This is a genomic window from Enterobacter sp. T2 (assembly GCF_010692925.1).
GTDB lineage: Bacteria > Pseudomonadota > Gammaproteobacteria > Enterobacterales > Enterobacteriaceae > Enterobacter > Enterobacter kobei.
In genome coordinates this window covers 3,265,241-3,286,424 of sequence record NZ_CP048736.1, presented here as the reverse complement: position 1 = coordinate 3,286,424, position 21,184 = coordinate 3,265,241, and the positions used below count along the sequence as shown (strand labels likewise).

Here is a 21,184-nt window from a genome sequence, read left to right as displayed (position 1 = left end):
AGGAGCTGATGATGAAAAATCCAACCTATATGACCGATGAGGATCGCTGGCAGGCTGTACTGGCTCGCGATCCGCGTGCTGACGATCAGTTTGTCTTTGCCGTGCAAACGACGGGGATTGTCTGTCGTCCGTCATGCCGGGCACGTCACGCCCTGCGTAAAAACGTCCACTTTTATCCTGATGTTCACCATGCCATTGAGGCAGGGTTTCGCCCGTGCAAGCGCTGTATGCCGGATAAACGCGATCCGCAGCAGCAGAAGCTGGCGAAAGTGGAGCACGCCTGTCGCCTTCTGGAGCAGGATCCTGCGTTAACGCTGGACGGTCTGGCGCAGCAGGTGGCCATGAGTCCTTTTCACTTCCACCGGCTGTTTAAGTCCGTCACCGGAATGACGCCAAAAGCCTGGCAGCAGGCGGCGCGCGGTCAACGTCTGCGCACGGCGCTTGCCCAGGGGGATACCGTTACCGATGCCGTGCTGGCCGCAGGCTTTCCCGACAGCAGCAGCTATTATCGTAAAGCCACGGATGCGCTGGGTATGACGGCGAAGCAGTACCGCAAAGGCGACGTGGCGGTGCAATACGCCATCGATGACTGCTCATTAGGACGCTGTCTGGTCGCTGAAAGCGAGCGGGGGATTTGCGCAATACTGCTCGGTGATGACGATGCCGAATTAGCCGGGGAGCTGGCGACGCTGTTTCCAAAAGCAGAGCCCGCGCCGCAGGAAGATGCCTTCGCGCAGCGTATCCGCCAGGTGATTGCCAGTATTGATAACCGCGCAGCGCCGCTTGAACTGCCGCTGGATATACGCGGAACCGCGTTCCAGCAGCGAGTCTGGCAGGCCCTTCGTGAAATTCCCTGCGGTGAAACGGCAAGTTATCAGCAGGTGGCGCAGGCGATTGGACAACCCAACGCGGTACGTGCCGTCGCGGGTGCCTGTGCGGCAAACAGGCTGGCGATTGTGATCCCCTGTCACCGCGTTGTCCGTAACGATGGCGCACTGTCGGGTTACCGATGGGGGACGGCGCGAAAAGCGCTATTGCTAAAACGTGAGGCGAAACGCCAGGAGGGATAATGCTCGATCTTTTTGCGGATGCGGAACCCTGGCAGGAACCACTGGCACCGGGGGCGGTTATTTTGCGTCGCTTCGCGCTCTCCCGTGCGGCGGCGCTGCTTGCGGGTATAGAAGAGGTGACGGCGGTTTCCCCGTTTCGCCATATGGTCACGCCGGGCGGTTACACGATGTCGGTGGCCATGGCGAACTGCGGCGAATTAGGGTGGGCGACGAATGAACGAGGCTACCTGTATGCGCCTAACGATCCCGCGACCGGCCAGCCGTGGCCCCCGATGCCTGCGGTTTTTCAGGCTCTCTGCCACGAGGCTGCCGTTGCCGCTGATTATCCTGACTTCCGACCGGATGCCTGCCTGATTAACCGCTACGCCGTCGGCGCGAAACTCTCCCTGCATCAGGATAAAGATGAACCCGATCTCCGCGCGCCCATCGTCTCGGTATCGTTAGGGCTTCCTGCCGTCTTCCAGTTTGGCGGATTACGCCGTAACGATCCGCTCAAACGCATTATGCTGGAGCATGGCGACGTGGTGGTGTGGGGCAGGGAATCGCGGCTGTATTATCACGGCATTCAGCCTCTGAAACCCGGGGTGCATCCCCTCACTGGCGAGTACCGTTTTAACCTGACGTTTCGCCAGGCAGGGTTTAGTAAACAAAAATAAGAATTATTCTTGATGTACACGCCGGGCAGTTTACACTGCTGGCTGATTTTTATTGTCCGGATTGCCTGCATGCAACTACTTCTCCTTGTCTGGCGTCAGTATCGCTGGCCCTTCATTGCCGTCATGGCGTTAAGCCTTGCCAGCGCCGCATTGGGTATTGGCCTGATCGCGTTTATTAACGTGCGGTTGATTGAAATGGTCGATACCTCACTCTCTGTTTTGCCAGAGTTTCTCGGCCTGCTGCTGCTGTTGATGGCGGTTACGCTTGGCTCTCAGCTGGCGCTAACCGCCCTCGGCCACCATTTCGTTTTCCGTTTGCGCAGCGAATTTATCAAGCGGATCCTGGACACTCAGGTTGAACGGGTGGAGCAGCTTGGCAGCGCCTCCCTGCTGGCGGGGCTGACCAGTGACGTGCGGGCTATCACCATCGCGTTTGTTCGTCTGCCGGAGCTGGTGCAGGGGATCATTCTGACCTTTGGCTCGGCGGCTTATCTTGCCTGGCTCTCCAGTAAAATGCTGGCGGTGACCGCTCTGTGGATTGCCATTACCATCTGGGGCGGCTTTGTGCTGGTGTCACGCGTCTATAAACACATGGCGGTGCTGCGCGAAACGGAAGATAAACTGTATAACGATTACCAGACGGTGCTGGAAGGGCGCAAGGAGCTGACCCTGAACCGCGAGCGCGCCGAGTATATCTTCAATCACCTCTATATCCCGGACGCGCGCGAATATCGGCATCACATCATCCGCGCCGATACTTTCCACCTGAGCGCGGTGAACTGGTCAAATATCATGATGCTGGGTGCCATTGGCCTGGTATTCTGGATGGCGAACAGCCTGGGCTGGGCGGACACCAACGTGGCGGCAACCTACTCACTGACGCTGCTGTTTTTACGCACGCCGCTGCTCTCGGCGGTCGGCGCATTGCCCACCTTGCTGAGTGCGCAGGTGGCGTTTAACAAGCTCAAAAAATTCGACCTCGCGCCATTTAAGGCGGAATTCCCGCGCCCGCAAGCCTTCCCGGACTGGCATACGCTGGAGCTGCGCGACGTGACGTTCCGCTATCAGGACAACGCCTTCTCCGTGGGGCCGGTCAACCTGACGATTCACCGCGGTGAACTGCTGTTCCTCATCGGCGGTAACGGCAGCGGTAAATCCACGCTGGCGATGTTGCTCACCGGACTCTACCAGCCGCAGTCGGGCGAGATTTTGCTGGACGGTAAGGCGCTGAGTGCCGGGAAACCTGAGGACTACCGCAAGCTCTTTTCTGCGGTATTTACCGACGTCTGGCTGTTCGATCGGCTGCTCGGCCCTGAAGGGCAGCAGGCCAATCCTGTGCTGGTGGAAAAATGGCTGGCACAGCTGCAGATGTCGCACAAGCTGGAGCTGCAGGACGGTAAAATTCTTAACCTGAAGCTCTCTAAAGGGCAGAAGAAGCGCGTGGCGCTGCTGCTGGCGCTGGCGGAAGAGCGCGACATCGTTCTGCTGGACGAATGGGCGGCGGATCAGGATCCCCACTTCCGCCGTGAGTTCTATCAGGTGCTGCTGCCGCTGATGCAGGAGATGGGCAAAACCATTTTCGCCATTAGCCACGACGATCACTACTTCATTCACGCTGACCGTCTGCTGGAGATGCGCGATGGCAAGCTGAGCGAGTTGACCGGTGACGAGCGTGAGGCGGCCTCGCGTGATGCGGTGGCGCGCACGGCCTGATGCCCTCACCCTAACCCTCTCCCACAGGGAGAGGGGATAGATCGTGGCCGTAATGCCGTTTTTTTCTTCATCCCGTCCCGTTGTTTATTCTTATTTACATATCCTCGCGCTATGCTTAACGCCAACTCATTTAATGGATTTATGATTGATGTCGGTATTAAAGAAAAACAGCGCCAGGCAGCGCGATCAGGAGCGTGCGCGACTCATCTGGCTTCTCACGACCGATAAAGCGGTCACTTCTACGTTATTAGGCAAACTGACCCTGGCTGAGCAATATGATGTCGGCACTTTAGCCGACGATATTGCTGAGGTAGGTGCGCTGGTTGCTCATTTACCCCCGCCGGATCTGGCGGATACGCTCGAAGCACTTCCCTCCGAAGAGCGTCATGCCCTGTGGCGTCTGGTGCAGGATCACGAGCGCGGGCAGGTACTGCTTGAAGCTTCGGAAAACGTCTGGGATGACCTGATCGACGAGATGAGCGACCGGGACATCCTCGATGCGCTGCAAACGCTGGATATCGACGAACAGATTTACCTTGTACAACACCTGCCGCGTAACCTGACCGGTCGCCTGCTGGCCTCCCTGCCTGCCGATGAGCGCGCGCGTGTCCGTCAGGTGATGCACTACGAGAAAAATAGCGTCGGCGCGATCATGGAGTTTGGCGTTATCACTGTGCGTCCGGACGTCACGCTCGGTACCGTGCAGCGCTACCTGCGTCGCATGGGCAAGATGCCGGATAACACCGATAAACTGTTCGTCACCTCGCGGGATAAAACCCTGCTGGGCGAGCTGGAGCTGAAAACGATCCTGCTTAACAGCACCCAGCGGCGAGTCAGTGAGGTGATGGAAAACGAGCCGATGGTCTTCTCTCCGGAAGACGATGCTGAAAAAGCGGCACGTACCTTCGAACGTGACGACCTCGTGAGTGCGGCCGTCGTGGATTCCGTCGGCAAGCTGATGGGCCGTCTGACGGTTGATGAGATCGTTGACGTGGTCTACGAAGAGACCGATAACGACCTGCGCGCGCTCGGGGGATCAGCGCCGAAGATGACGTCCACGCCTCCGTCGGTAAGGCGGTGAAAACGCGCTGGGCGTGGCTTGCCATTAATTTGTGTACCGCCTTTATCGCCTCCCGCGTAATCGATGGCTTTGAACACACCATTTCACAGCTGGTGGCCCTGGCGTCATTGATGCCGATTGTGGCCGGGATTGGCGGCAACACCGGAAACCAGACCATCACGATGATCGTCCGCGCGCTGGCGCTGGAAAATATTCAGCCCGGCAATTTCGCCTTTCTGATCTTCAGGGAGATGGGGGTGGCGCTGATCAACGGCCTGGTGTGGGGCGGCATTATGGGGGGCATCACCTGGTGGCTGTATGACGATATGGCCTTAGGCGGGGTGATGATGCTGGCGATGGTGCTGAATTTACTGGTGGCATCGATGATGGGGGTCATTATTCCACTGACCATGACCAAACTGGGGCGCGACCCCGCGGTGGGGTCGAGCGTGATGATCACTGCCATCACCGATACCGGTGGTTTCTTTATTTTTCTTGGGCTTGCAACGCTTTTTCTGCTTTAAGACGACGTTTAATGCGGGCGGGAAGCAGTGCCATGACGATAATCCCCCCCAGCACGCCAATCGCCAGGTTACCGGTTGATACCGTTGCGGCGACCGTCACCAGCATCACGACGGTTTCCGCAACCGGTGCATTTTTTACCGTTGCGGGCTGAATGCTGTGCCAGCTGAAGGTTTTGATGGCGACTATCGCCATAATGCCTGCCAGCACCGCCATCGGAATTTTAGCCATCACGTCGCTCAGCGCCGTCACCAGCACCAGTAAAACGATGCCAGCCGCTAACGTTGAAATACGGCTTCGGCCTTTCCCCATCTCCACGTTGACGATGGTTTGTCCAATCATCGCGCAGCCTGCGATCCCGCCATAGAGCCCGGCCAGGATATTGCCCACGCCCAACCCGATGCTTTCACGGCGTTTACTGGACGGGGTGACGGTCAGTTCATCCACCAGCTTCGCCGTCAGCAGTGACTCCAGCAGCCCGACGAATGCAATGCTTAACGCGCACGGCCAGATAATGCTTAACGTTTCTATGTTCATGGGGACCAGCAGTTCCGTCAGTCCCGGTAACCCGCCGCTCATCGAGCCTTCATCACCCACCGTCGGCAGAATTTGCCCGCTGGTAACGGTAAACAACGTGAGCACCACTATCGCAATCAGCGGGGAAGGGATGCTTTTGATATAGCGCGGCACCCACAGCACGATAAGCAGCGTGAGCACGAACAGGCCGACGATTAACGGGCTTCGGCTCCAGAAGTGCGGAACCTGAGCAAAGAAAATTAAGATGCCGAGGGCGTTAACAAACCCGGTCATCACCGACTGAGGGATAAAGCGCATCAGCCTTGCCATGCCCAGTGCGCCAAACAGTATTTGGATCACCCCCGCCATGAGAACCGCCGGAAGAATGTACTGCACGCCGTGCTGGTGCACCATCGGGCCAATAACCAGCGCCACGGAACCGGCTGCCGCCGTGACCATCGCCGGACGACCGCCCAGCACAGACAAAGCAAAACACAACACCACGGAGGCGATCAGGCTGACTTTGGGATCAACGCCTGCAACCACCGAAAATGAGATCACTTCAGGGACCAGGGCCAGGGCGGTAATGACGCCCGCCAGCGTTTCACGCATCAGAAGTTTTGGCGAGCTAAGGACCGTGGTGACGCGGTCTTCGCCGGGTACAGCAGAATGGGGTAAGGACATAACTCTTCGCAGATTAGGGCAGGCTTCCGTGCGCGCGATCACAAAACGCCACATACTAGCCAGTAAACCCACGATTTACCAGCCACATCGATAATTCCTTACAAACAACCCACCATTAAATTTCACAATTACAATAATTTCGTAACCTTTAAACAATATTTAAAAGTTGTTACCGTGCCTCCGCAGCTTTTTTCACCTGCAATTTCCACGCATCAAGCACTTTTACACTAAGGCATAAATTATGAAAAAAATGACTGCCATGCTCTTTTCTCTGGCCGTGGGGCTTAACACCGTCTCTATGGCGGCGAAAGCTGACACCCCTAAAGAGCAGGAAACGGACGTCCTTTTAATTGGTGGCGGTATCATGAGCGCCACGCTGGGAACCTATCTGCAAGAACTTCAGCCGGACTGGTCCATGACCATGGTCGAGCGCCTTGATGGCGTGGCGCAGGAAAGTTCGAACGGTTGGAACAACGCCGGTACCGGACATTCGGCACTCATGGAACTGAACTATACGCCGCAGAAAAAGGACGGTTCCATTAGTATCGAGAAGGCGGTAGAGATCAACGAAGCGTTTCAGATCTCACGCCAGTTCTGGTCTCACCAGGTCAACAGCGGCGTGATGCATGACCCGCACTCCTTCATTAACACCGTACCGCACATGAGCTTTGTGTGGGGCGAGCAGAACGTCAACTTCCTGCGCGCGCGTTACGCTGCGCTGCAGCAGAGCACGCTCTTCCGTGGGATGAAATACTCTGAAGACCACGCTCAGATCAAAGAGTGGGCGCCGCTGGTGATGGAAGGTCGTGACCCGAATCAGAAAGTGGCCGCGACCCGGACCGAAATTGGTACCGACGTTAACTATGGCGAAATTACCCGTCAGCTGGTGACGTCTCTGAAGAAGAAAGAGAACTTCAACCTGCAGCTCAGCACCGAAGTGCGTGGTTTTAAGCGCAACGCGGATAACAGCTGGAGCGTGACCGTTGCCGATCTGAAAAACAACGAAGCCGAGCACGTCATCAAGGCGAAGTTTGTCTTTATTGGTGCCGGTGGGGCGGCGCTGAAACTGCTGCAGGAGTCCGGTATTCCTGAAGCTGACGACTATGCGGGCTTCCCGGTTGGCGGTCAGTTCCTGGTATCCGAGAATCCGGAAGTGGTGAATCGTCATCTGGCAAAAGTGTACGGTCAGGCTTCCGTCGGTGCACCGCCGATGTCTGTTCCGCACATCGACACCCGTATGCTTGACGGTAAGCGCGTGGTGCTGTTCGGACCGTTCGCGACTTTCTCCACCAAGTTCCTGAAAAATGGCTCCCTGTGGGATCTGCTCAGCGCCACGACCACCTCTAACGTCAAGCCGATGATGGACGTGGGTCTGGATAACTTCGATCTGGTGAAATATCTCATCAGCCAGGTGATGCTCTCTGACGAGGAACGCTTCGAGGCGCTGAAAGAGTACTATCCGCAGGCGAAGAAAGAAGACTGGCGTCTGTGGCAGGCGGGACAGCGCGTTCAGATCATCAAGCGTGACCCGAAAGAGGGCGGCGTGCTGCGTCTGGGTACGGAAGTGGTGAGCGATAAGGATGGCACGATTGCCGCGCTGCTGGGCGCGTCACCGGGTGCATCTACTGCTGCGCCAATCATGCTGCACCTGATGGAAAAAGTGTTTAAAGATAAAGTTGCCAGCCCGGAATGGCAGGCGAAGCTGAAAACGATTATTCCATCCTACGGTACGAAGCTGAACGGGAATGTCGACGCGACGGAGCAGGAGCTGGAATACACCAGCCGCGTATTGCAGTTGCAATATGTGAAGCCGCAGGCAGCGGATGCTGCGCCAAAGGCGGAACTGAAGCCTCAGGCTGAAAACAAACCGGTTGCGGATATCGCCCTGTAAGGTAAAAGCAAAACGGTAACATTCGTTACCGTTTTTAGTGTTGTAGGTCGGGTAAGGCGAAGCCGCCACCCGACTTAATTTCAACGTACTACCGCTTGTCCGACATTCTCATCCGCTTTCCATACGCGGTATTTCACTTCTACGTTTTCAGGCGTATACACCACGACAGGCAACTTGCTGTTATAGCGCAGCAGACTGTTATCACCCAGATATGCCGTTACAAATTTCTTCTCTTTCTTGCCGTCCGGGCACGCCATCATGGTGGAGACGGGGGAGGTCACTTTGTCGAAGACGTAGTAATCGTAGCCCCAACCTTCCAGCGTTTTGCTCTCCAGCTGGCCGCCCAGTCGGTGCTGGTTACAATCCACTTCCAGCGTTTTACCAATCAACAGCTCCACTTTGTAGTTCGCTTCGTCCTGCAGAACCGGTAGCTGAATCACCTGACGTTTCATCCCTTTGTCCGCTTTCGGATAGGGGGCAACTTTTTCCAGCGGCTGCTCTTTTTGGGTTTCGCTGGCGAAAGCGCCGGTGCTGATGCACGCGGCAATCAGGGCGATGGCAAATTTAGGTGCGTTTTTCATTGTCATTCCTTTATGTCAAAACGAGCCGAATCAGATTAGCATAACACTTATGAATGATTAGCGTCATTTACTTACATTTTCAATATAAGTGGTGTAATGAACCTGACTTGCACTATAAATCCAGTTTTTTGTGCTGAAATGGTATCTGGCGGCAGATCGTGTTATTTTGAACGCCACATAATGTTATTCATCTGTAAAGGGAAGAGAGATGGTTCGTGCAAAACTGAAAACACCTGAAGGCCGCAAGTTCCTCCTGGCGCTACTGGTTGTGTTTATGATTGCGGCCGCGTGCGTGGGGCGGGCAACCATTGTTGGCGTTATCGAACAGTACAACATTCCTCTCTCCGCCTGGACCACCAGCATGTATGTTCTGCAATCGGCGATGATCTTCGTTTACAGCCTTGTCTTCACCGTTCTGCTTGCCATCCCGCTGGGTATTTTCTTCCTGGGTGGACGTGAGAAGCACTAAGCGCCGACGTGCGATAAGGAAGCCATCCTGCGGGGTGGCTTTTTTATGCATAAAAAAAACCAGCCATAAGAGGCTGGTTTTCAATGTATTTTTGGTCGGCACGAGAGGATTTGAACCTCCGACCCCCGACACCCCATGACGGTGCGCTACCAGGCTGCGCTACGTGCCGACGCATAAAAAGATACTACTCGATTCCGTTTCGAATGCAAGAGAATCTGTCGCTAACTGGTTTATAATTAATCAGTTAGCGATAAAGCGCTTCTCATCCGTCAGGACCTGCAGCAACAGGCTCAGCTGCGGTTTCTGGTCCTTCAACCGTACACCCTGCAGATTATACGTCTGGTAATTTCCGTTACTGTTCAGCACCAGCGTCAGCGTCGGTGTGGTCACCGCCAGCGTGTTACCGTCTGCTGATGTCACCCAATTATGGCGGCGCGCGGCGCTGAAGAGATCCTGCCCCTGAGAATACTCGTTTGCTGGCGTACTGACGTGCAGCAGGCGTTGCATCAGGGTCGTCATAACATCTTTATGTTCAGTGAGCATATTGATGCGCTGCGCAGGCGTTCCCGGCCAGTGGATCACCAGCGGTACATGCAGGTTCGGGCGTGACCAGCTCATGCTCTTCGTTTCGTCGCCGAGCGGTACACCATGGCCTGCGGTCACAATCACGACAGTGTTATCGAGCTTGCCTGATTCGCGTAGCGCGTCAAGAACGCGGCCGATCTGCGCGTCAACATTGCTGGCCGCACGGCTGTATCGGCGGGCAAAGCCAGTCTGGTTGCTGTCGTCAAGCGTGGTGCCGTTAAAGGCCACCCACGAGAACCAGCGGTTATCTTCCTGGGCGTAGCGCTGCAGCCAGTTTATCCACTGGTTTGCGGTCTGGGTATCAGACTGGCTCTGCGCAGCAGGCAGCGAGAAATCAGACAACAGCGCCTGGCGGTAGAGTGGGCTGTTAAAGCCATCGGATGAGAACAACCCTAACTGATAGCCTTGCTGATTCAGTCCGGTAATTAGCGCCGCAGGAATGCGTGCAGCCAGAACGCCATCCATGTATCCGGCAGAAATGCCATAGAACAGGCCAAAGATGCCCGCATCGGTAGTGTTCCCGGAACTCATATGCTGGGTGAACGAGACGTTTTGACTCGCGAAATCGGCCAGCGCAGGCATCTGCTTCTCGTAACGGGAATAGTTCAGACCATCGACGGTAATCAGCAGGACGTTTTGTCCGCGGCCCATATCGCGATAGCGCAGTTCACTCAGCGGATACTGAACGCTGACCGCTTCCGGATTACCCTGTTCGACCAGACGACGCTGATACTCCTGGGCATCTAACAGGCCGTGTTTCTCAAGGAAGCGACGGGCCGTCATTGGGTACGAGAGCGGCAGGTTGGCACGCTGCATCGTAATAGGGCGATAGAAGTTCGCATCCGCCCAGATGTACATGATGTGCGAACTGATAAATGAGATGAAAAAGAGTGCGGCGACGGGCTTCGCGTAGTGGCGGCGTCGGGTCAGGCTGCGGAGCTTTTGCCAGCTCCAGGTGGCGAACAACATCTCAATCAGCAGGATCACCGGGACGCTGATAAACATCAGCTGCCAGTCACGGGCCGTTTCGTTCTGGTCAGGGTTGATCACCAGTTCCCAGACGATAGGGTTAAGATGCAGGTGGAAACGGGTGAACACTTCACTGTCGATAAGCAGCAGCGTCATCCCTGCTGTGGCAAGGATCGCGGATAAGAACCGCATCAGACGCTGCGACATGACGATAAACGTCAGAGGAAACAGGATCAGCAGATAGGTGGCGAATACCAAAAAGCTAAAGTGACCGACAACGCTTATCCAGGAGTAGATACGCCCGGTTAGCGTGGTTGGCCAGTCTGCGACAAACAGATAACGACAGCCAATCACCGCCGCTAACAGAATGTTAAACAGGGCAAACCAGTGTCCCCAGCTGACCATCTGGGAGACTTTTTCACGGTAGCGCTGACGATTCGTCACCATAAACTGTTGTTCGTTTCCCTTAATGGGCCTGGTCGTTGCTGACGGATGACTGTAACGCCTGGGCGAAAGATTTTGCGATCGCCTGACGCTGAGCCGGAGCAACGCTGGTGTTGATAAGGTTGGTGACCATATTTCCCAAAACCATCAGGGAGAGATCGGTCGGCGTTTTATGTTTTTCCAGTACGTTGACCAGCTCACTGAGCAGTTGTTCAACGTGTTCATCACTGTAGCGGGAATGTTGTGGCATAAATCAAAATCAGTTTGTTGATGAAAGGGCAACATATTACCGTAGCAACAGCTTTTTTTCCCCTTTTTTATCTGTTGTTGCACACATGTCCTGGTGGTGGTTGAATACCGCCCGGTCTAAAAGGAGAGTTTATCATGAGTCTGGAAATCAACCAGATTGCCTTGCACCAGCTTATCAAGCGTGATGAGCAAACCCTTGAAGTGGTGCTACGCGATTCGTTACTGGAACCCACGGCGACCGTTGTGGAAATGATGGCTGAGTTGCATCGCGTCTACAGCGCCAAAAATAAAGCCTATGGTCTGTTCAGCGAAGAGAGTGAACTGGCTGATAGCCTGCGCCTGCAGCGTCAGGGGGAAGAGGATTTCCTGGCGTTTAGCCGCGCGGCCACCGGGCGTCTGCGCGACGAGCTGGCAAAATATCCGTTCGCCGACGGCGGCATCGTCCTGTTCTGCCACTATCGCTACCTGGCGGTAGAGTATCTGCTGGTTACCGTGCTGAATAACTTGAGCAGCATGCGCGTGAATGAGCAACTGGATATCAGCTCGACGCATTATCTGGATATCAACCATGCGGATATTGTGGCGCGGATTGATTTGACCGAGTGGGAAACCAACCCGGAATCGACCCGCTACCTGACCTTCCTGAAAGGGCGTGTGGGCCGTAAAGTGGCCGATTTCTTTATGGATTTCCTCGGCGCCAGCGAAGGACTTAACGCCAAAGCGCAGAACAAAGGGCTGTTGCAGGCGGTAGATGACTTTACGGCTGAGGCGCAGCTCGATAAATCTGAACGCCAGAACGTGCGTCAGCAGGTTTACAGCTACTGCAACGAACAGCTGCAGGCGGGGGAAGAGATTGAGCTGGAGTCGCTGTCAAAAGAGCTGGCGGGCGTTAGTGAAGTCAGCTTCCAGGCGTTCACCGCAGAGAAAGGCTATGAGCTTGAAGAAAGCTTCCCGGCGGATCGCAGTACGCTGCGTCAGTTAACCAAATTTGCCGGGAGCGGCGGTGGGTTAACCATCAACTTCGATGCCATGCTGCTGGGGGAACGTATCTTCTGGGATCCTGCCACCGATACGCTGACCATCAAAGGCACGCCTCCAAACCTGCGCGATCAGCTTCAGCGTCGCACCTCAGGCGGTAAATAATCGCCATAAAAAAACCCCGCCGAAGCGGGGTTTTTCTCGACAGGTTTGCGATTACGCGCGAACGAAGTCGATGTGAGTCAGTTTTGGCTTGAACGCGTGACGCTGAACAGCCTGAACTTTCACTTTTTCTTCTTTACCGCCAACAACGATGGTCAGAACTTCGCTGTAGAATTCAGCTTTGGTCTGCAGGTTCCATACTTTGTCGTGATCCAGTTCGATTGCAACTGGAGCAGCTTCGCCACCGTAAACGATAGCCGGGAACTTGTTAGCGTTACGCAGGCGGCGGCTCGCACCCTTACCCTGCACGTTACGTACTTCTGCTTCGATAGTGAACATTGATTTCTCTCTGTATTTAAAACCCTACTACAGGCGACCCAGCAGCAGGTGAGTGTTCTGCCCCACGGATGTGAAGCGGGCGGCATTTTATACTCAAACGCCGCTCACATCAATGAAAAGTCCTGCTAACCACGCAATTCGTTTGCCCGACGATAGCGACCTTCATAGTCAAAGACCTTCTCACGTACCTGCCAGAACTGGCCTTTCTTGCGGGCGACAACAAAATCCGGATGGCGCAGCAGCGCCTGCTGATGCACGATATCTGCCACGGTGATCCAGCGCAGCGGCACGCCAGGCGTGCGGGTATGCGGGCGGATAAACAGTTGCTCAAATGCCGTGCGCTGGGCTGGCGTCTGTACCCGGAACCGCTCGCTGACGTCAGCGCCGTCCTCGTCGTAATAGGTAATTTTTAGCCACTCGCCTTTTTCATCCGCGCCCGGCTGTAAGGCCATGCCGGAACAGCGCAGCACCAGCGCATCTTTCAGCTTCAGCGCCGCTTTCAGCATGTCGTCCGGGTCGACCAGCACCGTGTCGCACTCACGGCAGCGGCGGGCGGCAATGTCATTTTCGGCGTTGCACTGTGGACAGTTTTTGAAACGAAAACGGAAATCGCACTGCTCGCGATGCCCGTCATCATCTTCAAACCAGCCCTGACAGCGGCGGCCAAAGTGTTCGATCAGCGTGCCGTCGGCGGTGGTTTTCCCCCAGAAGGTGTTGGCAAACCCGCAGGCTGGACAAAACACCTGTACCGGCACGTTGTCACTTTTGCCTTTTGGCGTGCCCACTTCGGGAGAGTAAAGATCGTGCGGGTTACCGGCGTAATCGAGGATCAGACAGTCAGTTTTGCCCGGTGCCAGGCGCAGACCACGACCGACAATCTGCTGATACAGGCTGACGGATTCCGTCGGGCGCAAAATCGCAATCAGGTCGACGTGCGGGGCGTCAAAACCGGTGGTTAGCACGGAAACATTCACCAGATAGCGGAACTGCTGGGCTTTAAACGCCTCAATCAGTCTGTCACGCTCAGGGCCGGGCGTTTCGCCGGTAATTAACGCAGCGTCGTCAGCGGGGAGCAGTCCGGTAATTTCTCGCGCGTGCTCGACTGTCGCGGCAAAGATCATCACCCCTTTGCGCGTCGCGGCAAACTCCTCAATCTGGCTGATGATATGCGGCGTTATGCGCTTTTGCTTATTCAACTCCTGGTTGAGATCCGCTTCGCTGAATAAGCCGTTGCTCTGCGCCTGTAACCGGCTGAAGTCGTACTGTACCACCGGCATATCCAGCCGCTCGGGGGGCGTCAGGTAGCCGTGTTTAATCATGTAGCGCAGCGGAAGTTCGTAGATACAGTCGCTGAACAGCGCTTTTTCATCGCCACGCACCATGCCGTGATAATGAAAGCGGTAAATCCAGCCTTTGCCCAGGCGAAACGGGGTTGCCGTCAGGCCCAGCAGGCGTAAGTGAGGGTTCACCTCTTTCAGGTGCGTGAGGATTTGCTGATACTGGCTGTCGTCGTCATCGCTGATGCGGTGACACTCGTCGACAATCAGCAGCGAAAATTCGCTGCGAAACAGATCCAGGTTGCGGGCGACCGACTGCACGCTGCCAAAGACAACCTTACCGTGGCTCTCTTTACGCTTGAGCCCGGCGGCGAAAATATCGGCCTCCAGCCCCAGCGCGCAATACTTGGCGTGGTTTTGCGCGACCAGCTCTTTGACGTGCGCCAGCACCAGCACGCGGCCACGCGCCAGGCGGGCCAGCTCGGCAATGACCAGGCTTTTGCCTGCGCCGGTCGGGAGGACAATCGCCGCCGGTTCCCGGTGTTTGCGAAACCAGGCGAGGGTGGCGTCAACGGCTTCCTGCTGATAGGGACGAAGTGTAAAAGTCATGGTGTCTCAGTTTCGTTAATCCGCATATAGTATGCCACGAAACTTTTTCCCTTGAGTGGCGCAACCAGACCATTATACTGAACCGTTCCTGACTGCTTCTTTTTCGGACGCACGGTCCGACTTCCAGCACCATTAAGGCTAAAAAGATTTCATGCGACTTGATAAGTTTATCGCTCAGCAACTCGGCGTAAGCCGCGCTATTGCCGGGCGCGAAATTCGCGCCAGCCGCGTTACCGTGGATGGCGACATTGTGAGAGACAGCGCTTTCAAACTTCAACCTGAGCATCAGGTTGAATACGACGGCAATCCGCTGACCCAGCAGAACGGCCCGCGCTACTTCATGCTCCACAAGCCGGAAGGCTACGTCTGCTCAACGGACGATCCCGATCACCCGACGGTACTCTATTTCCTCGACGAACCGGTGGCACATAAGCTGCATGCCGCGGGCCGCCTCGACATCGACACCACCGGGCTGGTGCTGATGACCGACGACGGGCAGTGGTCACACCGTATTACTTCCCCACGTCACCACTGCGAGAAAACCTATCTGGTCACGCTGGAGTCGCCGGTTGCGGATGACACGGCAGAGCAATTCGCGAAAGGCGTTCAGCTGCATAATGAAAAAGACCTGACTAAACCGGCGGTGCTGGACGTGATCACGCCGACGGAAGTCCGTCTTACCATCAGCGAAGGGCGTTACCATCAGGTTAAACGCATGTTTGCCGCAGTGGGTAACCGCGTTGTCGGTCTGCATCGCGAACGTATTGGCGCAATCGCGCTCGATCCCGACCTGGCGCCTGGCGAATATCGCCCGCTGACGGAAGAAGAGATCGCCAGCGTCGGTCTGCCTTCGCACTAATTTCAGGAGATTTCTGTGACCACCAGGCCACACTCGTCGTTCAAAATTGTCTTCATTCTTGGCCTGCTGGCCATGTTGATGCCGCTGTCTATAGATATGTATCTGCCCGCGCTGCCGGTCATTTCCGCGCAGTTTGGCGTACCGGCAGGCAGCGCACAGATGACGCTCAGCACTTATATTCTCGGCTTTGCTCTCGGCCAGTTATTGTACGGCCCGATGGCCGACAGCCTGGGGCGCAAACCGGTTATTCTGGGCGGAACGCTGGTCTTTGCCGGGGCGGCGGTGGCCTGCGCGCTGGCGCAAACCATCGATCATCTGATTTTCATGCGATTTTTGCACGGTCTGGCCGCTGCTGCAGCGAGTGTGGTGATCAACGCCCTGATGCGTGATATCTACCCGAAAGAAGAGTTCTCCCGCATGATGTCGTTTGTCATGCTGGTGACGACGATTGCGCCGCTGATGGCTCCGATGGCCGGTGGGGCGGTTCTGGTGTGGTTTAGCTGGCATGCGATTTTCTGGATCCTGGCGCTGGCTGCACTGCTGGCCTCTGCAATGATTTTCTTCTTTATTGATGAAACGCTTCCTGCCGAGCACCGCCAGAAATTCCACATTCGCACCACAATAGGTAACTTTGCCTCGCTGTTTCGCCACAAGCGCGTGCTGAGCTATATGCTGGCAAGCGGGTTCAGCTTCGCCGGGATGTTCTCCTTCCTGAGCGCCGGGCCGTTTGTTTATATCGAGCTGAACCATGTTTCTCCGCAGCACTTCGGCTATTATTTTGCGCTCAATATCGTCTTCCTGTTTGTACTGACTATTATTAACAGCCGCTTTGTCCGGCGGGTCGGCGCGCTGAACATGTTCCGCGCCGGGCTGTGGATCCAGTTTGTGATGGCTGTCTGGCTGGTGGTCAGTGCATTCCTGGGCGTGGGCTTCTGGGCGCTGGTGATTGGCGTGGCGGCCTTTGTGGGCTGCGTGTCGATGATATCCTCAAATGCGATGGCGGTGATCCTCGATGAATTCCCGCATATGGCGGGAACTGCATCGTCACTGGCGGGGACGTTCCGCTTCGGCATTGGCGCCATCGTCGGGGCATTACTGTCTATGGCGACCTTCACCACGGCCTGGCCTATGCTATGGGCGATGGCGTTTTGCGCAACCAGCTCCGTCCTCTTCTGTCTTTATGCCAGCCGGCCACGGAAAGCGGCTCATTGATGAGCAGATAAGGCCCGACAGGGCCTTTTTTGTTGATACATATCAACCAAACCCGCGTTCGTTTATCCCGTGTTTGTTTATTTTATGTAAAATCTATTTATGTAAAAAGTCACATCATTGTATTCAAAAAGGTTGAGTTAGATCGCAGAAACGGGTACATATAGCGCCGACGCGAACCTCTATACCGATAAAAAAGCGCTGAATAGTGCAGGTTAGCGATGATGTGTTACTATAAATGTAAATAAATTGTGAAGTAAATTTTGCTTCCGGGGAACGAACGTGAATACATTACAACTCTCCATTGTCCATCGCTTGCCCCAGAGCTATCGCTGGTCGGCGGGTTTTGCAGGTTCGAAAGTTGAACCGATTCCGCAAAACGGCGCGGGCAGTGACAATTGCCTCGTGGCGCTCAAACTGTTGAGCCCAAGCGACGAAAATGCGTGGCGGGTGATGGAGCGTCTCAGTCAGGCCCTGACGGATATCGAAGTGGACAGCTCCGTACTGGAGTGCGAAGGCGAGCCGTGCCTGTTTGTTAAAAGCCAGGATGAATTTGCCGCCACCTGCCGTCTGAAAAACTTTGGTGTTGCGATTGCTGAGCCTTTTTCCGGCCAGTACCCGTTCTGAGCGCTAGTCTGCTGCCAGCAGCTGGCGCGTGTAGCTCTGCGTTGGCGCAGTAAATACGCGCTGGCATTCCCCCTGTTCGACCACCTCACCCTGTCGCAAAACAATCACCTGATGGCATAGCGCCCGCACCACCTGCAGATCGTGGCTGATGAAGATATAGGCCAGCCGATGCTTTTCCTGTAGTCCTTTCAGCAATGCCAGAATCTGCGCCTGGACGGTTCTGTCCAAAGAGGAGGTGGGTTCATCCAGAATAATCAGCTCCGGTTTCAGGATCAGCGCACGGGCGATGGCGATACGCTGGCGCTGCCCGCCGGAAAATTCCGCAGGATAACGGTGACGGGTATCGGGATCTAAGCCCACTTCGGCCATCGCCTGTATGACCTCCTGCTCACGCTGCTGCGCGTTCAGGCCGGGCTGGTGAACGCGCAAACCCTCTTCGACAATCTGCAATACGCTGAGCCGCGGGTTAAGCGAGGAGTTGGGATCCTGAAACACCACCTGCATACGCGGGCGCACCGGCAGCATCTGGCGGCGGTTCCAGCGGTGCAGCGGCATGTCGTCAAAAAGGATCTCGCCCTGAGAGGCAATTAAGCGCAGCAGTGCCAGACCGGTGGTGCTTTTACCCGAACCGGATTCGCCCACCAGCCCCAGGGATTCACCGGGACGCAGCGAGAAGCGGATATTTTTCAGGACCGGGTTTGGGTCGACGATACGCCGCAGAATGCCTTTGCGTATCGGGAAGGAGACGGACAAATCCTCAACGCGCAGCAGCGGAGTGCTGTCCGCCGTGAGCGGAACCGGGTCGCCGGAAGGTTCGCTGTTGAGCAGACGTTGCGTATAAGGGTGCTGTGGCGCGCTCAGCAGCGTGGATGCGCTATTCTGTTCAACGCATCGGCCGTTTTGCATGACCGCGACGCTGTCCGCCAGCTTTTTCACAATACTCAGGTTGTGCGTGATAAAAAGCAGGCTCATGTTCAGCTCGTCGCGCAGCTCCCGCAGCAGCGTCAATATTTGCGCCTGCACCGTCACGTCCAGCGCCGTCGTCGGCTCGTCGGCAATTAACAGTTCGGGCCGGGTGAGCAGAGCCATGGCAATCATCACTCGCTGGCGTTCACCGCCGGAGAGCTGATGCGGAAAATCATTCAGCCGTTTGGCCGCATTGCGTATGCCCGTCCGTTCAAGACAATCCAGTATTTCCCCTCGCGCAGCCTCTTTGCGCATGCCCCGGTGCAGAGACAAGACTTCATAGAGCTGTTTCTCCAGGGTATGCAGGGGGTTGAGAGAGACCATGGGCTCCTGGAAGATCATGGCAATTTTATTGCCGCGAATACCGCGCAGGGTATGTTCGTCGGCATGAAGCAGTGAACTGCCGTGAAAAAGAATATCCCCCTGCGGATAGCTCGCCGGTGGTGAAGGCAGCAGCCGCAGGATAGAGAGCGCTGAAACACTCTTACCTGAACCGGATTCCCCCACCAGGGCCAGCGTTTCACCGCGCTGGATCTGCAGCGACAAATCGGTGACCACGGTGCGCGTCTCACCCTGTTTCGAGAAAGCAATCGACAGGTTATCAATACTGAGAAGAGGCTGGGTCATCTTATACCGCCTTATTGGGGTCAAAGGCATCGCGCACGGCTTCGCCAATAAAAATCAGCAGCGAAAGCAGCACGGCCACGGAAAGAAAGGCGGTGATGCCTAACCACGGTGCCTGAAGGTTATTCTTGCCCTGCAGCAGCAGTTCGCCGAGCGACGGTGAGCCCAACGGCAGGCCAAAGCCCAGAAAATCCAGCGAGGTGAGGGTGGTAATGGAGCTGCACAGAATAAACGGCAGGAAGGTGAGCGTGGCCACGACGGCATTAGGCAGCATATGGCGGAAGATGATCCCCCGGTCGCTCACCCCAAGCGCCTGCGCGGCGCGAATATAGTCGAAATTACGGGTGCGCAGGAACTCCGCCCGCACGACACCTACCAGCGCCATCCAGCCGAACAGAACGGTGATGCCGAGCAGCCACCAGAAGTTCGGCTGTACCACGCTGGACAGCAGGATGATCAAAAATAGCGTTGGCATACCGGACCAGACTTCGATGATACGCTGGCCCCACAGGTCAATTTTCCCGCCGTAGTAGCCCTGAACGGCACCCGCCACCACGCCCATCACGCTGGAGAAGAGTGTCAGCATCAGCCCAAAGAGAATTGAAATCCGTGTGCCATAGAGAATGCGTGCCAGCACATCGCCACCGTTAGCGTCCGTCCCCAGCCAGTTTTGCGTCGAGGGCGGGGAAGGGAAGGGGGTCGTGGTAGCAAAGTTTATGCTGTTCGCACCAAAACGCACCGGCGCCCAGAGGGCCCAGCCGTGCTGCTCAATCTGCTGGCGCAGCCACGGATCCTGATACTCCGCCGGTGTTGCAAACGGGCCACCAAAGTCGCTTTCGCTGTAGTTAGCCAGCACCGGCACATACCAGCGGTCGTTAAAATGCACCAGCAGCGGTTTGTCGTTGGCGATAAGCTCCGAACACATGCTCAGGACAAACAGGACGGCAAAAATCCACAGCGACCAGTAGCCGCGACGGTTGTGGCGAAAACGGGCCCAGCGGGCCTGGTTGACGGGGCTTAAACGCGGCATCAGCGGCCCTCAAAATCAATTCGGGGATCGACCAGCGTATAGCTGATATCGCTGACGATATTCAGCAGCAGGCCAATCAGGGTGAAAATATAGAGTGTGCCAAACATCACCGGATAATCACGCGACACGGTGGCCTCATAGCCCAGCAGCCCCAGACCGTTGAGCGAGAACATCACCTCTATCAACAGTGAGCCGGTAAAAAACATACTGATGAACGTGGCGGGAAATCCGGCAATCACCAGCAGCATGGCGTTGCGGAAGACGTGTTTCCACATAATCTGCTTCTCGCTGACCCCTTTGGCGCGGGCCGTGACAACATACTGCTTGCGGATTTCATCGAGAAACGCGTTTTTGGTCAGCATGGTCAGAGCGGCAAACCCACCGATCACCGTGGCCAGAACCGGCAGCGTGATATGCCAGAGATAGTCGGTGATTTTCTGATACCACGGCAGCGTGCTGAAATCGGCGGAGACTAAACCTCGTAGCGGGAAGATGTCGAAATAGCTGCCCCCGGCAAAGAAGACGATCAGCAGGACGGCAAACAGGAACGCCGGGATGGCATAGCCGATGATGATGAAGGTGCTGCTCCAGATATCGAAGCGGCTGCCGTTGTAAACCGCTTTACGGATCCCGAGCGGGATAGAGACCAGGTAGATAATCAGCGTTCCCCACAGCCCCAGCGTGACCGAAACCGGCAGGCTTTGCTTTATCAACGTTAACACTGACGCACTGCGAAACAGGCTATCGCCAAAATCAAAGCGGATATAATCCCAGAGCATCTTGAAATAGCGCTCGTGAATCGGCTTATCGAAGCCGTAGCGGTGGGTGATCTCGGCGATCACCTCAGGATCAAGCCCGCGCCCGCCGCGATAGTGGCTTTCACTGATATTCCCCACGCCGGTACGCGCATGGCTCGCGCCCATGCCTTCTCCGCCGCCGCCGGGCATGCCGCCGTTGTTACCAAACTCAATAGCAGCAATCGCCTGATCCACCGGGCCGCCGGGGGCGATTTGCACGATAAAAAAGTTAATGGTGATGATGGCCCACAGCGTGGGAATGACCAGCAGCAGACGGCGAATCAGATAGGCACCCATG

At 56.0% G+C, this 21,184-nt stretch carries 18 protein-coding genes, 1 tRNA gene and 1 pseudogene; 10 read left to right on the top strand and 10 right to left on the bottom strand.

The features are described from left to right. Positions 1 to 11 precede the first annotated feature (11 nt). From ada to mgtE, 4 genes and pseudogenes are all read left to right on the top strand, one after another. Positions 12 to 1,070: a bifunctional DNA-binding transcriptional regulator/O6-methylguanine-DNA methyltransferase Ada gene (gene ada, locus G0034_RS15870; RefSeq protein WP_023330946.1), complete on the top strand. Its 1,059-nt coding sequence runs from the start codon at positions 12 to 14 to the stop codon at positions 1,068 to 1,070. After that, entirely contained in the window at positions 1,070 to 1,726 is a 657-nt protein-coding gene (alkB, locus tag G0034_RS15865) for a DNA oxidative demethylase AlkB (protein WP_023330945.1), read from the top strand. Before ada ends, alkB begins: the two co-directional genes overlap by 1 nt. 69 nt (positions 1,727 to 1,795) lie before the next feature. After that, a complete protein-coding gene (locus G0034_RS15860) occupies positions 1,796 to 3,439 on the top strand; it encodes a multidrug ABC transporter permease/ATP-binding protein (protein WP_179121080.1) in 1,644 nt (547 codons plus the stop codon). 148 nt (positions 3,440 to 3,587) lie between these two features. Continuing rightward, positions 3,588 to 5,023, top strand: a pseudogene (gene mgtE / locus G0034_RS15855) (magnesium transporter). On the opposite strand, the gene G0034_RS15850 reads toward mgtE, so the two are convergent. Further along, positions 4,986 to 6,275: a SulP family inorganic anion transporter gene (locus tag G0034_RS15850; protein ID WP_179121336.1), complete on the bottom strand. Its 1,290-nt coding sequence runs from the start codon at positions 6,273 to 6,275 to the stop codon at positions 4,986 to 4,988. The pseudogene mgtE and the gene G0034_RS15850 overlap by 38 nt on opposite strands. Positions 6,276 to 6,462: 187 nt before the next feature. Here G0034_RS15850 and mqo point away from each other — a divergent pair, with 187 nt between their 5' ends. Beyond that, the gene (mqo, locus tag G0034_RS15845) at positions 6,463 to 8,112 is read left to right on the top strand and encodes a malate dehydrogenase (quinone) (RefSeq protein WP_014884599.1); all 1,650 of its coding nucleotides are present in this window, start codon (positions 6,463 to 6,465) and stop codon (positions 8,110 to 8,112) included. 80 nt (positions 8,113 to 8,192) lie between these two features. On the opposite strand, the gene eco is transcribed toward mqo, so the two are convergent. Next, complete coding sequence (gene eco, locus G0034_RS15840; protein WP_045134317.1) at positions 8,193 to 8,693, bottom strand: serine protease inhibitor ecotin; 501 nt, start codon at positions 8,691 to 8,693, stop codon at positions 8,193 to 8,195. A gap of 208 nt (positions 8,694 to 8,901) precedes the next feature. Between eco and G0034_RS15835 the strand changes: the two genes are divergently transcribed. Next, entirely contained in the window at positions 8,902 to 9,162 is a 261-nt protein-coding gene (locus tag G0034_RS15835) for a DUF2534 family protein (RefSeq protein ID WP_008500962.1), read from the top strand. 92 nt (positions 9,163 to 9,254) lie between these two features. On the opposite strand, the gene G0034_RS15830 is transcribed toward G0034_RS15835, so the two are convergent. The 3 genes from G0034_RS15830 to G0034_RS15820 form a co-directional block, all read right to left on the bottom strand. Further along, positions 9,255 to 9,331 (bottom strand) — tRNA-Pro (locus G0034_RS15830). Between the two features lie 71 nt (positions 9,332 to 9,402). After that, positions 9,403 to 11,163, bottom strand: a complete 1,761-nt coding sequence (gene yejM, locus G0034_RS15825) for an LPS biosynthesis-modulating metalloenzyme YejM (RefSeq protein ID WP_047027542.1) — start codon at positions 11,161 to 11,163, stop codon at positions 9,403 to 9,405. Between the two features lie 19 nt (positions 11,164 to 11,182). Further along, a complete protein-coding gene (locus tag G0034_RS15820; RefSeq protein WP_014884596.1) occupies positions 11,183 to 11,410 on the bottom strand; it encodes a YejL family protein in 228 nt (75 codons plus the stop codon). 134 nt (positions 11,411 to 11,544) lie between these two features. Between G0034_RS15820 and yejK the strand changes: the two genes are divergently transcribed. Further along, complete coding sequence (gene yejK, locus G0034_RS15815) at positions 11,545 to 12,552, top strand: nucleoid-associated protein YejK (protein ID WP_014884595.1); 1,008 nt, start codon at positions 11,545 to 11,547, stop codon at positions 12,550 to 12,552. 51 nt (positions 12,553 to 12,603) lie between these two features. Here the strand turns inward: yejK and rplY are convergent, their stop codons facing one another. Then, positions 12,604 to 12,888: a 50S ribosomal protein L25 gene (rplY, locus tag G0034_RS15810; RefSeq protein WP_063434011.1), complete on the bottom strand. Its 285-nt coding sequence runs from the start codon at positions 12,886 to 12,888 to the stop codon at positions 12,604 to 12,606. Positions 12,889 to 13,013: 125 nt separating this feature from the next. Next, a complete protein-coding gene (radD, locus tag G0034_RS15805; protein ID WP_045281821.1) occupies positions 13,014 to 14,774 on the bottom strand; it encodes a DNA repair helicase RadD in 1,761 nt (586 codons plus the stop codon). Positions 14,775 to 14,925: 151 nt separating this feature from the next. Here radD and rsuA point away from each other — a divergent pair, with 151 nt between their 5' ends. The 3 genes from rsuA to G0034_RS15790 all read left to right on the top strand — a co-directional run bounded on the left by rsuA (position 14,926) and on the right by G0034_RS15790 (position 17,469). Continuing rightward, a complete protein-coding gene (rsuA, locus tag G0034_RS15800) occupies positions 14,926 to 15,633 on the top strand; it encodes a 16S rRNA pseudouridine(516) synthase RsuA (protein WP_014884592.1) in 708 nt (235 codons plus the stop codon). Positions 15,634 to 15,648: 15 nt separating this feature from the next. Next, a complete protein-coding gene (locus G0034_RS15795) occupies positions 15,649 to 16,845 on the top strand; it encodes a Bcr/CflA family multidrug efflux MFS transporter (RefSeq protein WP_179121079.1) in 1,197 nt (398 codons plus the stop codon). 279 nt (positions 16,846 to 17,124) lie between these two features. Then, the gene (locus G0034_RS15790; RefSeq protein ID WP_014884590.1) at positions 17,125 to 17,469 is read left to right on the top strand and encodes a YejG family protein; all 345 of its coding nucleotides are present in this window, start codon (positions 17,125 to 17,127) and stop codon (positions 17,467 to 17,469) included. A gap of 3 nt (positions 17,470 to 17,472) precedes the next feature. Here the strand turns inward: G0034_RS15790 and yejF are convergent, their stop codons facing one another. Genes yejF through G0034_RS15775 form a run of 3 tightly spaced genes read right to left on the bottom strand, consistent with a single transcriptional unit; the run spans position 17,473 to position 21,183 of the window. After that, on the bottom strand, positions 17,473 to 19,062 hold the full coding sequence (gene yejF, locus G0034_RS15785) for a microcin C ABC transporter ATP-binding protein YejF (RefSeq protein ID WP_047344819.1): 1,590 nt from the start codon (positions 19,060 to 19,062) through the stop codon (positions 17,473 to 17,475). A gap of 1 nt (position 19,063) precedes the next feature. Beyond that, entirely contained in the window at positions 19,064 to 20,089 is a 1,026-nt protein-coding gene (locus tag G0034_RS15780; protein ID WP_014884588.1) for an ABC transporter permease, read from the bottom strand. After that, positions 20,089 to 21,183 (bottom strand): microcin C ABC transporter permease YejB, encoded by a 1,095-nt coding sequence (locus G0034_RS15775; RefSeq protein WP_032636009.1) that lies wholly within the window; start codon positions 21,181 to 21,183, stop codon positions 20,089 to 20,091. The genes G0034_RS15780 and G0034_RS15775 overlap by 1 nt, the downstream gene beginning before the upstream one ends. Position 21,184: the final 1 nt, after the last annotated feature.